Raw genomic sequence first — 15,957 nt, 5'->3', positions numbered from 1 at the left:
GGGAAGCCATATGTTTTCTTTTACAAAGGATATCGGTATCGATCTTGGTACAGCAAATACCCTCATCTTTATGAAGGGAAAAGGCATTATTATGCGTGAGCCCTCTGTCGTTGCGGTAGATACCCGCTCTGACCGAGTTAGATATGTAGGACAAGAGGCCAAAGACGTCATCGGCAGAACCCCCGGTTCTATCGTTGCGGTTCGTCCTTTAAAAGACGGCGTTATCGCCGATTTTGACATCACTGCAAGTATGCTCGAAATCTTTATTAAAAAGGTATTTAACAATTCTTCTTTTGCAAGACCGCGTGTTGTCATCTGCATCCCATCCGGCGTAACCGCTGTTGAGCGCCGTGCGGTAAAAGAGGCAACCCTAAAAGCGGGTGCAAAGCAAGTTTCTATCATCGAAGAGCCCATGGCGGCGGCAATCGGTGCAGGTATGCCTGTTGCCGAGGCTACCGGCAGCATGGTGGTTGATATCGGCGGCGGTACCAGCGAAGTTGCGGTAATCTCGCTCGGCGGCATTGTTGCAGCACGTTCGGTGCGCGTGGGCGGCGACGAATTCGATCTTTCGATCATTCAATATGTCAAGAAAAAGTACAACCTTCTCATCGGCGAAAGAACCGCTGAAGCAATTAAAATCAACATCGGTTCTGCTTACCCTTACGAAGATGAAGAACCGATGGAAATCAAGGGCAGAAACCTTGTAGATGGTTTGCCCAAAAATATCTACATTACTCCTGCCGAAATTCGCGACGCACTCGAAGATCCTCTCTCTGCTGTTTTGGATGCAATTAAAGTAACATTGGAAAGAACACCCCCCGAGCTTTCTGCGGATATCATTGACCATGGCATTACACTTACAGGCGGGGGTGCACTGCTTAAAAACTTGGATAAATTGGTAGCAGAAGAAACCGGCATGCCCGTTTACATTGCCGAAAATCCGCTGGACTGTGTTGCTATCGGTACAGGGCGCGTGCTCGAGGATTTGGGCAAATTGGTTGATGTTCTCTCTGAGGATGACAGAAAATACTAAAAGACAAATAAGTTGACGTTTGCGGGTTGTTGTAAGGGATACCGACACAACGACCCGCATTTTGATGAGGATAAACAGCAGGCTTTTTGAAAATTCTTGATTGAAACCGTGTGAAAAGCCTAATAATTTTACATAGCAGGAGGTGTCACTGTTGAAAGAATTTTTTTCATCGGTACGGTTCAAGATACTGCTTGGTGTTACGGTTGTTATAGGCGCATTTATGCTGCGTGCGGCATGGACCGGAGGGTTTGGAACGGTGACTTCGAGCCTGCTGGGTGCGGTTACCACACCGTTTCAAAAACTTTCTGCCGGTATATCCGGCAGCGTAACCGATTTTTTTTCAACTTTTGTAGATGCAAAGGCAATTAAAGTTGAAAATGAAAAGCAAAAACAAACGATACGAGAATTAAACCAAAAGCTGGTGGATTACGATAAGATAAAGCACCAGAATGAGGTTTATGAAGGCTTTTTGGAGATAAAAGAGCGCAACCCCGAGTTGGAATTTGAGCCTGCCGCGGTTGTAGGGCGAGATGCCTCCGACCGTTTTTACTCCTTTACCATCGATAAGGGTACGCTTGACGGCATTAATGTGCGTGATTCTGTTATCACGGCAGACGGCTTAGTGGGCATTATTTCAGAGGTGGGGCTTACCTATGCGAAAGTTTCCACTATTTTGGACCCTGCTACAAACATTGGCGTTTACGATTCGCGCACCAGAGATACGGCTTTGGTGACAGGTACGGTGCAGCTTGCCGAAAAGGGGCTTTGCAAAATGTACCTGCTGCCGCGCGAAAGTGGTGCGGCTGTGGGCGACCTTGTCGTTACATCGGGCATCAGCGGACAATACCCCAAAGAGCAGGTTGTGGGTAAAATCGTAAAAGTTGCACCCGAAAGCCACGGCAGTTCGTTGTATGCGGTGCTTGAGCCTACCGCCAACATCAAGAGCATAAAAGATGTTTTGGTCATTACATCTTTTGCAGGGCAAGGGGAAGCTTCCTCCAATCCCATCGGCGGTACCGTACCCGATCAGACGGAATCTGCCGAAAGCAGCGGCGCGGAATCATCCTCATCGTCAGCTCAAAGCGAAGCAGAGGCGGGCGGTGGTGCACCGTGACGAGCAAAAAGCACATCTGGTTTTTAAAATATTTTAGCATGGTTTTAATTTTAATTGTGCTTTATATCGTACAAACAACACCGTTCTTGTTTTCTGTTTATGGGGTTAAGCCTATTTTGGTGGTGCCTGCCGCGGTGTGCTACGCAATGTACGAAGGGGAGCTTGCGGGCGGTATTATGGGTGCATTTGCAGGCTTGCTGTGCGACCTTGCCAGTTTTACCATTTTTGGTTTTAACGGCATATTGGTTATGGCAGGCTGTGTTGCAGTGGGTTTGCTTACCATTTACCTTACACAGCTCAAGCTGACCAACGCACTGATGCTTGGTTTTGCTGTGCTGCTTTTGCGCGGGCTAATCGAATATTTTTTCTATTTTCAGATATGGGGCTTTGAAAACAGCTACCGTGTTTTTGTTTTTTCAACCTTGCCCACAGCCGTGTATTCCACCGTTGCAATTATCCCGTTTTATTATATGGCGCGCAGCTTGAAAGCTTTTTTTGATAAAAAGCTCAAAATATAACGATTTGGTAAAAACAGTTTTTATAGTATGTTCATAAAGCAAACATACCTTTTTGATAAAATTAAAAAGATGTGTGTAAAACCATTGCCAGAAAGGGGCGGTAACGCATGATACCAATTTCTCCGAAGCTTCGCATAACATTACTTGCTGTGCTTTTTTTGGCAATTGGGGTATTGTTCGGTCTCCGCTTAATTACAATGCAGATTGTTGAGGGCGCCGAATACAGCGAGCTTGCCAACAAACGCTCTGAGCAAAAACAAACCGTTGCCGCCGCACGCGGCGAAATTGTTGACCGCTACGGCAGGCCGATGGTGGTGAACCGCACCGGTTTTAACGTTGTATTTGATATGGCGTTTTTAGACCACGGCAAAGAAAACGACATGATTTTAAGGCTGATTGATATTATGAAGCAATCGGGCGAAAACTGGATTGACAACCTGCCTTTGGCTAAAACTCCGCCGTTTGCCTTTACCGAAAATGAGGGGGACGTTGCTCGGTTAAAGAAGTCTGTAAACGTAAACTCGGCGGCTACCGCACAAGATGTGTGGTATTGGTTGGTGGAACGCTATCAACTTGAAAACTATACCCCCGAACAGCAACGTTTGGTTGCCGGTGTTCGTTACGAAATGGAACAGCGCGGCTTTAACTACAAGGTGCAATACACCTTTGCCGAAGATATCTCCATTTCGACCATCACTAAAATTAAAGAGAACTCGTTTAACCTGCCCGGCGTGGACGTGAGGGAAAGTGCCATTCGCGAATATGTTAGCGCAGACCTTGCCCCGCATATCATCGGCAGAATCGGCCCTATTTTCGCCGACGAAATGGATAAGTATAAAGAAAAAGGTTATGCTGCAAATGATATTGTGGGCAAAGAGGGTATCGAGCAGGCGTTGGAAAGTGAACTGCGCGGTACCAGTGGTGAGCGCCAAATAACGCTCAACAACAAAGGCGATGTACTGGAAGTTGTAGAAACCAAGGCGCCTCAGCCGGGGAACACCGTTGTGCTTACCATCGATAAAGAATTGCAGCGTGTAGCGCAGCAAAGTTTAGAGAAACAGATTAAAAACTTGCAGCAGACTGCACCGCCCGGCAAAGGTAAAGAGGCAGATGTAGGTGCGGCTGTGGTTATCCACGTGCCTACGGGTGAGGTGCTTGCATCTGCAAGCTATCCGTCCTACAATCTTGCAACCTATCAGCAAGATTACACCGATAACGCCAAAAACCCCCTGCTGCCGTTTTTTAACCGCGCACTCAACGGCAAGTATGCACCCGGCTCCACGTATAAACCCGCGGTGTCAATTGGTGCACTCAACGAAGGGGTAATTGAACGCGGCAGCCTTGTAAATTGTACGGGGCGTTTTCAAATGTGGAACGATTACAAGCCAAAATGTTTGAGCGTGCACGGCAATATCAACGTGGTAACGGCTTTGCAGCATTCCTGTAACATCTTTTTTTACGATACCGGATGGAAACAAGGCATTGATAAAATCAACAAATACAGCAAGATGCTGGGCTTGGGCGAACCAACCGGCATCGAGCTGCCCGAGAACATCGGCCAGCGCGCCAGTAAAGAATACAGCGAATCGCATGGTGAGCGCTGGGAAGCAGCCAACGTCGTAATGGCATCCATAGGGCAGGGCGGCAACGAGTTTTCTCCGCTTCAAATTGCCAATTATACGGCAACCATTGCAAACGGCGGTGTGCGTATGAAGGCGCATTTGGTAAAAAGCGTGGTTTCGTACAATTTTGAGCAGACCGTTAAAGAATCAAAGCCAGAGGTTATGGCAGATTTGCAGCTTAAACCCGGTGTTGTCGATGTAGTTCGCGACGGTATGATTGCGGCAGCCGGCCCCAACGGTACGTCTTTGGGTGCTTTTAACAACTACGGTGTCACCGTTGCCGCAAAAACCGGTACCCCCGAAACCAGCTCGCAAACGGTAAACTCGGTTTATATTGCATTTGCACCCGCTGAAAAGCCCGAGATTGCGGTTGCAGTTGTAATTGAAGATGGTTGGCATGGATACACCGGTGTACCGGTAGCGAAAGCTATTTTTGACCAATACTTTTTTGCAAACAAAGACTCTGAAAAACCCCAAGCGATTGAAACTTTGCTTTCTTAATTAAATTTGTGATTTTTTTGTCTTATTTACCAATTATTTAAAAAATAATGCTTTGAATTTAGATGTATTTGTGATATGATAAGATAAGCATTAATGGGATAGTATGCTCATTTGTGAAAGGGTAGCAATACGACATGATGGCTAAGATTATTATGATCACTTCAGGTAAAGGCGGCGTTGGCAAATCCTCCGTCTGTTCCGGCTTGGGTTATCATCTGGCAAGGCTGGGCAAAAAGGTGCTTATTTTGGAGATGGACAGCGGCTTACGCTGCCTAGACATCATGCTCGGCGTAAACGAAACCACAGTACATGATATTTCTGATGTGCTGTGCGGCAGATGTGAACCCATCAAGGCGATTTATCAATCGCCTATTACTGAAAATCTTTCGATGATGCCGGCAACCTTTCGCCCAGATTCAACCTATTCGTCAGAGCTTTTTCATAAACTCTGCAAAGGGCTTTCGAGCTACTACGACTACATTTTGATTGAGACACCGGCGGGCTTTGGCAGGACTCTTGCCGATATCGCAAAGGTATCTGATTTGGCGCTGCTTGTTGTTACGCCGGACCCTATTTCGATGCGAGATGCCAAAATTTTGTCCGATTACCTCGATGATGACCGAGGCTTGAAAAAACAGCGTATTATCATTAACAAAGTAAAAACAAACCGCGGCAAGCTAGAGGTACTGCCCAACCTCGACGTGGTAATTGACACCGTGCTTGAGCCGCTTATTGGTGTAATACCCTACGAGCCCGAAATGGTGCGGGCATTGTCTCAGGGGCGCATGCTGCCTGTGCGCTATTTGGCGGGCAGAGCACTGCAAAATATAGCAAGGCGCATCACAGGTGAATTTGTGGATTTAGCAGTCTATTAATGTTAAATAAATCGTTTCAGTAATACATAGAATTACAATTGGAGGGAAATTTGTGAATATAGCAGTAACAGCTCACGATTCGAAAAAAGAACTTATGGTACAATTTTGTATTGCATATTGCGGGATACTCAGCCGCCATAACCTTTGCGGAACAGGTACAACCGCAAAGATGGTGTCGGAGGCTACCGGACTTGAAATAGTGGGTTTTTTAAGCGGCAGACAGGGCGGCGACCAGCAGGTTGCAGCGCGTATTGCCTGCAACGAAATTGACCTTTTGCTGTTCTTCCGCGATCCGCTTACCGTAAAGCCCAACGATATTGACGAAGCACAGCTGTTGCGTCTTTGCGATGTGCATAACATTCCGGTTGCAACCAATATTGCTACCGCCGAGGCACTCATCCATGCATTAGAGCGCGGAGACCTCGATTGGAGAAACATCGTCAACCCAAAAACAACCGGCAACATTCGCTAAACAGCGGGTAGCGGCGGTAAAACTTGATGTTTACTTTTTGTAGTAAAAGTTGTACAATATACGTGTTAAAAGCGATTGTATCGGGAAAAGTAACCCCCGCACACTACAGAGAGAACACGCCGCGGCTGAAAGCGTGTTTGTGCAATGCGTGCAGTGAACAGACCCCCGAGAGTTGGCAGAGCGAAGGCAAATTGCTGTGTAGTTCTCGTCCGTTTGCCTTGCGTTAAAAGGTTCTCGAGTGGGGCGCATATGCGCTCAATCAGGGTGGCACCACGGGTTATGATACTCCGTCCCTATTACAGGGATAGGAGTATTTTTTTTGTGGGCAGTGCCACACCCAAGCCGAGCATAGGTTCGTGTAAGCTCCAAATTGTAAACCACGTAGCCACAGGGCTTGCACCAACCATGTAGGGGCGAACAACAAACAAAAAATTTATCAACACTGGCTGTAGAAAAGCCGCTAAAAAATAAAAGGAGAGAACAAAATGGCATTGTTGACACAGGCGCCAAAAGGCACGCAAGATGTTTTGCCGCAGGAAAGCTATAAGTGGCAGTATGTTGAACAGCTTACCATGGAGATTGCAAAGCTGTACGGCTTTCAGGAAATGAGAGTTCCCACCTTTGAGCATACCGAATTGTTCAACCGCTCGGTAGGTGACACCACCGATGTGGTGCAAAAAGAGATGTATACGTTTTTAGATAAGGGCAACCGCTCTATCACGCTGCGCCCCGAGGGTACCGCAGGTATGGCGCGCGCTGCCATTCAAAACGGCTTGCTCAACGGTGCTCTGCCCGTAAAGGTGAGCTACAATGTATCCTGCTTCCGCTACGAAAAACCCCAGGCGGGCAGACTACGTGAGTTCCACCAGTTCGGTGCCGAGGTTTACGGCTCCGATTCGCCTGCATGCGATGCAGAAGTAATTGCTATGGTGCACGAAATTTTTGATACACTGGGTGTAAAAGATTTAACACTCGAGCTCAACTCCATTGGCTGCCCCACCTGTCGTGCCGAATATCACAAAGCACTCATCGCATATTTTAAAGCACATCAGGAAAAGCTATGCGAAACATGTCTTGGCCGCCTTGAAAAAAACCCGATGCGCATTTTAGATTGCAAAAGCCCTGTTTGTGCTGAAATTGCAAAAGACGCGCCCAAAGTGCTTGATTATATCTGTGATGATTGTAAGAGCCACTTTGAAGGGCTGAAAAAACGCCTGGATTCGCTGAAAATACCCTACATCATTAACCCAAACATTGTGCGCGGGCTGGATTATTACACTAAAACGGTGTTTGAGTTTGTAACCAACAGCATTGGCGCACAGGGTACGGTGTGCGGCGGCGGCCGTTACGACGGTATGATCGAGCAGCTTGGCGGACCAAAACTTGCGGGTATCGGTTTTGCAATGGGGCTTGAACGCCTTATCAAAGTAATGGAGGCGAGCGGCGCGGAGTTCCCCCAGAGAACCCCTTGCACCATTTACATCGGCAGCATCGGCGAGGAGGCATCGGTAAAAGCATTTGCCCTTGTAAACGAGCTACGCAAAGAGGGATTTTATGCCGAATGCGATACCGTTGGCAGAAGTGTAAAAGCACAGATGAAGTATGCCGATAAGCTTGGCTGCCAATTCAGCTGTATTTTGGGCGACAACGAGCTTGCAGCAGGCAAAGCACTGGTTAAAAACATGAGTACAGGCGAAACCAAAGAGGTTGCGTTTGATGATTTGGTGGATTTTATCTATGACGAGCAGGTTTCTGTCATCACCTGTGGGATAGAACAAGCCAACATAACGGAGGAGAAATAATATGGCTGATACTATGAACGGTTTAAAACGAACCAATTATTGTACAGAACTCACCATTGATAACATTGGTAAAGAAGTGGTTGTAGCAGGTTGGGTTCAAAAAATTCGCAATTTGGGCAATCTTCTTTTTATCGATTTGCGTGACCGTAGCGGCATTTTACAGCTTGCTTTTGACGATGCAACCGCACGCGAAGTGTTTGAAAAAGCAGAGACTTTGCGCGGCGAGTATGTAATTATGGCAAAAGGTGTTGTTCGCAAACGCGAAGCAATCAATAAAGACATCAAAACAGGCGATATAGAAATTTTTGTGGTTGACCTGCGTATTTTGGGCAAAGCACAAACCCCCCCGTTCGAAATTACCGATACCACCAATGTAAAGGAAGAGCTGCGGTTGAAATACCGTTACCTTGACCTGCGCCGCAGCGAAATGCAGCGTGCTATCCAGATGCGCCATAAAATTGTAAAGGTTGCGCGCGACTACTACGATGAACACAACTTTCTTGAAATAGAAACCCCTATTCTCATCAAATCTACCCCAGAGGGTGCGCGCGATTATTTGGTGCCGTCTCGTTTACACGAGGGCAAATTTTACGCATTGCCGCAGTCGCCGCAGCTTTACAAGCAACTGTTGATGCTCTCGGGGTTTGACCGCTACCTACAAATTGCACGATGCTTCCGTGATGAGGACTTGCGTGCAGACCGTCAGCCGGAGTTTACCCAAATCGACCTTGAGATGTCTTTTGCCGATGAAGAAGACATCATGTGCACCAACGAAGGCTTTATCAAACGTGTCATGAAAGATGCACTCGGGGTTGATATTGAAACTCCGTTCCGCAGAATCTCTTATGCTGAGGCGATGAACCGTTACGGCTCGGACAAACCCGATACCAGATTTGGTTTGGAGTTGATAGACCTTTCGGATATTTTGAAAAATACCGAGTTTAAGGTGTTTGCAGGTGCAATTGCAGGCGGAGGCAGTGTCCGCGCGATCAATGTAAAAGACGGTGCACACCATCTTTCGCGTAAAGAGATTGATAAGCTAACCGACTTTGTAAAAACCTACAAGGCGAAAGGCTTGGCATACACCCGCCTTACCGAAGACAGCGAGACATCCAGCTTTGAAAAATTCCTGAATGAAGAAGAGAAAAACGCTATTCGCGAAAGAATGGGTGCAAAAAAAGGCGATGTTCTGCTGGTAGTGGCAGACGCCGACAACAACGTGGTGTACGATTCTCTCGGTGCACTGCGCTGTGAAATGGCCGACAGACTGGGACTAATTAAAGAAGGTACCTTTGATTTGCTGTGGGTTACCGACTTCCCGCTGTTTGAGTACAGCGAAGAAGAAAACCGTTACGTGGCAAAACACCACCCGTTTACCATGCCGAAAGTAGAAGACATTGATATGGTGGAAAAAGACCCTGCGCATTGCCTTGCAAGAGCATACGATATGGTTATGAACGGCTGCGAGGTGGGCGGCGGTTCGGTTCGTATCAACGACCCCGAGTTGCAGGAGCGTATGTTTAAAGCACTGGGCTTTACGATGGAGGACGCAAGGGAGAAGTTCGGTTTCCTCATCGACGCATACAAATACGGTGCACCACCGCACTGTGGTATGGCATTCGGTTTGGACAGACTTGTGATGCTGATGCTTGAAAAAGACAGCATTCGCGACGTGATTGCATTCCCCAAAGTACAGAATGCAAGCGAGCCGATGAGCCAGTGCCCCAACACCGTTGAGGATAAGAGCCTGCGCGAGCTGCACATTAAAATTGATGCTTCGGCACAGCCAGAAACCAAATAAATTGAAAAAAGCGGTGCAGAGTGATTACTACTTTGCACTGCTTTTTAAAAATGTGATAAAGGAATTCATACAATGTCAGTTGAAAAAGTAAGAGAATATCTAAAGCAATTTGGCGTTGCTGATAAGATTGAGGAGTTTGACACATCTTCTGCTACGGTAGAGTTGGCAGCAAAAGCATTGGGATGTGAACCTGAACGCATTGCAAAATCGATTGCTTGTGAAACAGAGACTGAGAGCGTACTAATTGTTACTGCGGGCGACACCAAACTGGATAATGCCAAATACAAAGCCCAATTTAGTACAAAAGCTAAAATGATACCACCACAGGAAGTGGAAGAAAAAGTAGGGCACGCGGTAGGCGGAGTTTGCCCGTTCGCAATCAACAAAAGTGTAATGGTTTATCTTGATATTTCGCTAAAAAGATTTGACAAAGTCTACCCAGCATGCGGAAGCAGCAACAGTGCAATTGGATTGTCAATAGACGAGTTGGTTCAATGCTCAAACAGCATAGGTTGGGTGGATGTTTGCAAAATAAAGGAATAAAAATAATTAAGAAAAGCGATGCTAAACGTGTTTTACACGTTTAGCATCGCTTTTGTATTTAATTTGGTGGCGGCTTTTTCTCCGATAATTTCGTAATTATTTATACAAAGACAAGACTGTCTTGGATAATATGTAATTAGCTTTAATAAAAAACGAGGGCATCTGAATGAACAGATGCCCTCGATTGTTTTATTGGTAATTTACCAATTATTCTACATCGTAGAGTTTAGAGAGTTTCAGCAAGTGGTTGTACTTATCAGCAGCAACCTTCTCTGCTTTATCAAACAGAACTTCTGCTCTCTCTGGGAATGCGCGGGTAAGAGCAGTATAGCGAACTTCGTTCTTGATAAAGTCTGCATAGCTTGCAGAAGGAGCTTTCGAATCGAGCTGGAACGGGTTCTTGCCTTCTCCCGCCAGACGTGGGTCGAAGCGGAACATATGCCAGTAACCTGCAGCAACCGCAGCCTTGATTTGTGTCTGAGCATTTACCAAGCCGCCCTTAATACCGTGGTTGATACAAGGCGAGTAAGCAATGATCAGAGAAGGACCGTGGTAGCTTTCTGCCTCAACAAATGCTTTGATGCATTGGTTGTAGTCGGCACCCATAGCAACCTGAGCAACGTATACATAACCGTAGCTCATTGCAATGGCAGCAAGGTCTTTTTGTTTTACTTCTTTACCTGCAGCAGCAAACTGAGCAACAGCACCTGTCGGGGTTGCTTTAGAGGACTGACCACCTGTGTTGGAGTAAACCTCGGTGTTGAATACGAGAATGTTAACGTCCTCACCGGAAGCGATAACGTGATCCAAACCGCCAAAGCCGATATCAAATGCCCAACCGTCGCCGCCGAAGATCCAGTTGGATTTCTTAGCGAGGAATTCTTTGTTTTTGAGGATTTCTTTTGCCTCGGCACAGCCGCATTTTTCAAGCTCAGCAATGAGTTTTTCAGCAGCAGGTGTGTTTGCAACACCGTCGTTAACGGTAGAGAGGTAAGCCTCGCAAGCCTCTTTTACTGCACCTTCTGCATTTTTCGAAAGTGCAAGGATTTTTGTAATAGCCTGGTTGCGCAGGGTAGCCTGAGCAAGGTACATACCGTAGCCAAACTCTGCGTTATCTTCAAACAGAGAGTTCGCCCAAGCGGGGCCGAAGCCTTTCTTGTTAACGGTGTACGGTGTAGATGGAGCAGAGCCGCCCCAGATGGAAGAACAACCGGTAGCATTTGCAATGTACATTCTATCGCCAAACAGCTGGGTAGCAAGTTTTGCGTAAGGTGTTTCACCGCAGCCGCCGCATGCGCCCGAGAATTCGAGCAGAGGCTGTTTAAACTGGCTGCCTTTAACGGTTGTTTCTTTGAATTTCTCAAATACTTCTGGTTTTGCAGACAGAGTGAGGTTGTAAGCAGCACCTTCCTGTTTGTCCAGGTTCTCATCCAAAGGCTTCATAACCAGTGCTTTAGCACCCTTCTTACCAGGGCATACGTTTGCACAAGAGCCGCAGCCTGTGCAGTCCAGTACAGAAACGGTCATAGCAAATTTGTAGCCGGGCATACCAACCATGTCGACGTATTTCTGAGAAGCGGGAGCTTTTGCAGCCTCTTCTTCAGTCATAACCATCGGGCGGATAACAGCATGCGGGCAAACATAAGAACAGAAGTTACACTGGATGCAGTTTTCAGGCTGCCATTGCGGTGTATCTACTGCGATGCCGCGTTTTTCAAATGCAGCAGAACCCTGCGGGAAAGTACCGTCTTCAGCACCGTTGAATGCAGATACAGGCAGTTTATCGCCGCGCTGTGCATTAACAGGAATCTGAATGTTGTTAACGTAGTCTACCAGTTCTTTTCTGGAGCCGGTTGCTACCGATACTTTATCGTACTCGTTGTCGGGAGCATTCTTCCAATCTTCGGGAACTTTAATCTCGACGATGGCATTTGCACCCATATCGATTGCAGCGTGGTTCATTGCAACAACTTTCTCACCTTTTTTGCCGTAAGAAGCAGTTGCAGCGTCTTTCATGTATTTGATAGCATCTTCCTGAGGAATGATGTTGGCAAGTTTAAAGAAAGCAGACTGCAGAACGGTGTTGATTCTGGTGCCGAGGCCGAGCTCTTTACCTGCTTTAACGCCGTCCAGTGTGTAGAACTTAATGTTGTGGTTTGCGATATAACGCTTGTCCTTACCGGGCATTCTTGCATTGATTTCGTCCATATCCCAACCGCAGTTCAGCAGGAAGGTACCGCCGTCTTTCAAATCCTCAACCATATCGTATTTACCTACATAAGAGGGGTTGTGGCAAGCAACAAAGTTTGCTTTGTTGATGTAGTAGGTAGAACGGATGGGGGTGTGGCCGAATCTCAAGTGAGAAATGGTTACGCCGCCGGATTTTTTAGAGTCATAAGCAAAGTATGCCTGTGCATACATGTCGGTGTGGTCACCAATAATCTTGATGGAGTTTTTGTTTGCACCAACGGTACCGTCAGAACCAAGACCCCAGAATTTACAGCTGGTTGTGCCTTTTGGTGTAGTATCGGGGTTCTCGGTGATTTCGAGAGAAAGATTGGTAACGTCATCGGTGATGCCGATGGTAAATGTCTTTTTACCCTGTGCAGCAGCATTGTTGTAAACAGCAATAATCTGTGCAGGTGTGGTATCTTTCGAACCCAAACCGTAACGTCCGCCCAAAACGGGAGTGTTATGGAATTTGGAATCTTTGAGAGATGCAACAACGTCGAGGTACAAAGGCTCGCCCAAAGAACCAGGCTCTTTGGTTCTGTCAAGAACAGAAATTACCTTTGCAGTCTCGGGGATTGCAGCAATCAGGTGAGCAGCAGAGAACGGTCTGTAAAGACGAACTTTAATCAAACCAACTTTTTTGCCGTTTGCATTCAGGTAATCGATGGTCTCTTCAATGGTATCGCAAACAGAGCCCATTGCAACAATGACATTGTCAGCATCGGGGGCACCATAGTAGTTGAATAAGCCGTAGTTGGTGCCGAGTTTGGCATTTACTTTGCCCATGTAATCTTCCACAACTGCGGGAAGAGCATCATAGAATTTATTGCAAGCCTCACGAGCCTGGAAGAAGATATCGCCGTTCTGTGCGGTACCGCGCAGTACAGGATGCTCGGGGTTGAGTGCGTTCTTTCTGAATGCATCAACAGCATCCAAATCGCACATCTCTTTGAGGTCTGCGTAATCCCATACTTCGATTTTCTGAATCTCGTGAGAGGTTCTGAAACCATCGAAGAAGTTCAAGAAAGGTACTCTGCCTTTGATAGCAGAAAGATGAGCAACTGCGGTCAGGTCCATAACCTCTTGTACGTTGCCCTCGCAGAGCATAGCAAAACCGGTTTGACGGCAAGCATAAACGTCAGAGTGATCACCGAAAATATTCAGTGCGTGCGAAGCAACCGCACGAGCAGAAACGTCAATAACTGCTGGCAGAAGTTCACCGGCCATTTTGTACATGTTAGGGATCATAAGAAGAAGACCCTGAGAAGCGGTAAAGGTGGTGGTAAGAGCACCGGCAGCAAGAGAGCCGTGAACGGTACCTGCAGCACCGGCCTCAGACTGCATCTCTACTACTTTTACTTTTTCACCGAAGATGTTTACACGCCCGTCAGCCGACCATTTGTCTGAAACCTCAGCCATAACGGAAGACGGTGTGATGGGGTAAATCGCTGCAAGATCGGTAAATGCATACGACACATGAGCGGCAGCATTGTTGCCGTCCATGGTTTTCATTTTTCTTGCCATGTTTTGATATTCCTCCTTAGAATTTGTAGCTACTTTTGACCTAGCCTTTAAAAAAAGACTTTACCTTATAAATTCTAACACTTTTGCTCCGTTGTGTAAATAGCAAAACAGCTTTTTGAGTAGTTAAAAAGCTGTAAAGTTATCGGTTTTATTGTGTCGTAAAGTGTAAAATTTAAAGAAGTTGTTTTCAGTGCACAGAAAAAGAAAAAAGTCGCAAAATGCGATACTAAAACATTTGCAAAAAGTTTTTTTAAGCCTTATGAACGAATTGAAAAAGCACTTGCAGAATGAATGAAAGAGCAATAATCAGGCTATGATACACTAAGCCGGGCGGTACAGATAATAAAAACCATGTTATTCCAACCGTTAAATTGACAAGTGCACCAAAAAACGGTATATTTTAAGCAGTACGATACTTATTACATAAGTATCGGCAATACGCCACAGCCTACAAAGCGGGAGTAACGTTTATTATGTGTACCCTATAGCGCAAATATGAGGCGGCATTTCAGCCGCAGAGGAGTTTGAATTACAATTATGGAAGATCCCGGCGGAAACATCTGGTTTTACATTGGATTGTTGTTGTTTTTGATTTTGAGTAACGCTTTTTTTGCAATGAGCGAACTTGCGGTGATTGGTTTAAACGACGTAAAGCTTGCCCGTATGGCAGAAGAAGGCGATAAAAAAGCAAAAATTTTAGCTCGCCTTACAGCAGAGCCCAGTAAGTTTTTATCCACGATTCAAGTGGGCATCACGCTTTCGGGTATGCTTGCATCTGCGGTTGCGGCAGATACGTTTGCCGATATCATTGTCGGTGCGGTATCCATTCCCAATGTATCTGCTTCGCTTATCCGCATGGTGTCGCTCATCGTAATTACCATTTTGCTTTCGTTTATTACCATTGTATTCGGCGAACTGGTGCCCAAGCGTATTGCAATGCAATATCCCGATAAAGTGGCTTTTGCAGTTTCCGGCGCGCTGAATGTGTGTTACAAGCTGGAAAAACCATTTGTCATGCTGCTTTCTGCTACCACCAACGGCATAGTGCGCATGCTTGGTATCGACCCAAACGCCGACGAAGGGCAGGTAACCGAAGAAGAAATTCGCATGATGGTGGATGTGGGCAATGAGCGCGGTGTGATTGAGCAGAGCCAAAAAGAAATGATTAATAACATCTTTGAATTTGATGACCGTACAGCGGGCGAAGTGATGACGCACCGCACCGAAGTGACAGGCGTTGAAGTGGATGTGACCATTGAGGAACTTGTGCGCCTTGCGGTGGAAGAAGGTTACTCGCGAATCCCTGTGTATGAAGATACATTGGACGATATTAAAGGCATTATTTATGTGAAAGACCTGCTTACCTTGGTGAAAGACAACGTACCTACCGATTTTGATGTGCGCAATTATATGAGAAAAGCGCTGTTTGTGCCCGAAAGCAACCGTTGCCGCGAGCTGTTTTTGGAGTTTAAGGCAAAAAAAGTACAGATGGCAATTGTGGTGGATGAATACGGCGGTACGTCCGGCGTTGTTACTATGGAGGATTTGTTGGAATCGATTGTGGGCAATATGCAGGACGAATACGACGACGAGGAAGATGAGATTAACCGCATTTCTGACACGATCTTTACGTTGGATGGCTCGATTTCGCTGGAAGAGATTGAACGTCTTATGAAAATAAAAATCCCCGATGATGTGGATTACGATACCCTCGGCGGTTTGATAACAGACCTTCTTGGCAGAATTCCGTCGGAAGATGAGCACCCAAAAATACTGATTGACGATGTGGAATTTACCGTGCTAAAAGTAGAAGATAGGCGCATTGCCAAGGTAAAAGCAGAGAAATTGCCCATCGATGAAATCGAATAGTAAAATGCGCCCCATAAAAGCAGTGCCTATTGCGAACGGCACAGTACTTAA

At 46.4% G+C, this 15,957-nt stretch carries 11 protein-coding genes and 1 other annotated feature; of the genes, 10 read left to right on the top strand and 1 reads right to left on the bottom strand.

Annotated elements, in window-relative coordinates; all coding sequences use genetic code 11:
- The first annotated feature begins 10 nt into the window (after positions 1–10).
- From EDD70_RS10200 to EDD70_RS10160, 9 genes are all read left to right on the top strand, one after another.
- On the top strand, positions 11–1,033 hold the full coding sequence (locus tag EDD70_RS10200) for a rod shape-determining protein (protein WP_092754797.1): 1,023 nt from the start codon (positions 11–13) through the stop codon (positions 1,031–1,033).
- Positions 1,034–1,184: 151 nt separating this feature from the next.
- Positions 1,185–2,147, top strand: a complete 963-nt coding sequence (gene mreC, locus EDD70_RS10195) for a rod shape-determining protein MreC (protein ID WP_092754794.1) — start codon at positions 1,185–1,187, stop codon at positions 2,145–2,147.
- Complete coding sequence (gene mreD / locus EDD70_RS10190; protein ID WP_092754791.1) at positions 2,144–2,665, top strand: rod shape-determining protein MreD; 522 nt, start codon at positions 2,144–2,146, stop codon at positions 2,663–2,665. Before mreC ends, mreD begins: the two co-directional genes overlap by 4 nt.
- Before the next feature lie 107 nt (positions 2,666–2,772).
- Complete coding sequence (locus tag EDD70_RS10185) at positions 2,773–4,788, top strand: penicillin-binding transpeptidase domain-containing protein (protein ID WP_092754787.1); 2,016 nt, start codon at positions 2,773–2,775, stop codon at positions 4,786–4,788.
- Positions 4,789–4,922: 134 nt separating this feature from the next.
- Positions 4,923–5,663, top strand: coding sequence for a nucleotide-binding protein (locus EDD70_RS10180; RefSeq protein WP_092754784.1), 741 nt, complete (start codon positions 4,923–4,925; stop codon positions 5,661–5,663).
- A gap of 52 nt (positions 5,664–5,715) precedes the next feature.
- Positions 5,716–6,135, top strand: coding sequence for a methylglyoxal synthase (locus EDD70_RS10175; RefSeq protein ID WP_092754781.1), 420 nt, complete (start codon positions 5,716–5,718; stop codon positions 6,133–6,135).
- Between the two features lie 65 nt (positions 6,136–6,200).
- Positions 6,201–6,433 (top strand) — a binding site (T-box leader).
- Between the two features lie 187 nt (positions 6,434–6,620).
- Positions 6,621–7,937, top strand: coding sequence for a histidine--tRNA ligase (gene hisS, locus EDD70_RS10170; RefSeq protein WP_479723804.1), 1,317 nt, complete (start codon positions 6,621–6,623; stop codon positions 7,935–7,937).
- A gap of 1 nt (position 7,938) precedes the next feature.
- Positions 7,939–9,738, top strand: coding sequence for an aspartate--tRNA ligase (aspS, locus tag EDD70_RS10165; RefSeq protein ID WP_092754778.1), 1,800 nt, complete (start codon positions 7,939–7,941; stop codon positions 9,736–9,738).
- A 72-nt stretch (positions 9,739–9,810) separates the two neighbouring features.
- A complete protein-coding gene (locus EDD70_RS10160; protein ID WP_092754775.1) occupies positions 9,811–10,281 on the top strand; it encodes a YbaK/EbsC family protein in 471 nt (156 codons plus the stop codon).
- Between the two features lie 207 nt (positions 10,282–10,488).
- Here the strand turns inward: EDD70_RS10160 and nifJ are convergent, their stop codons facing one another.
- Entirely contained in the window at positions 10,489–14,037 is a 3,549-nt protein-coding gene (gene nifJ / locus EDD70_RS10155) for a pyruvate:ferredoxin (flavodoxin) oxidoreductase (RefSeq protein ID WP_092754772.1), read from the bottom strand.
- A 537-nt stretch (positions 14,038–14,574) separates the two neighbouring features.
- Here nifJ and EDD70_RS10150 point away from each other — a divergent pair.
- The gene (locus EDD70_RS10150; protein WP_242943145.1) at positions 14,575–15,906 is read left to right on the top strand and encodes a hemolysin family protein; all 1,332 of its coding nucleotides are present in this window, start codon (positions 14,575–14,577) and stop codon (positions 15,904–15,906) included.
- The last annotated feature ends 51 nt before the right edge of the window (positions 15,907–15,957 follow it).

Origin of the sequence: Hydrogenoanaerobacterium saccharovorans (assembly GCF_003814745.1) — a bacterium.
Classification (GTDB): domain Bacteria; phylum Bacillota; class Clostridia; order Oscillospirales; family Ruminococcaceae; genus Hydrogenoanaerobacterium; species Hydrogenoanaerobacterium saccharovorans.
Note: the sequence above shows the minus strand (reverse complement) of the source record. Positions and strands in the feature narration are given on the sequence as shown.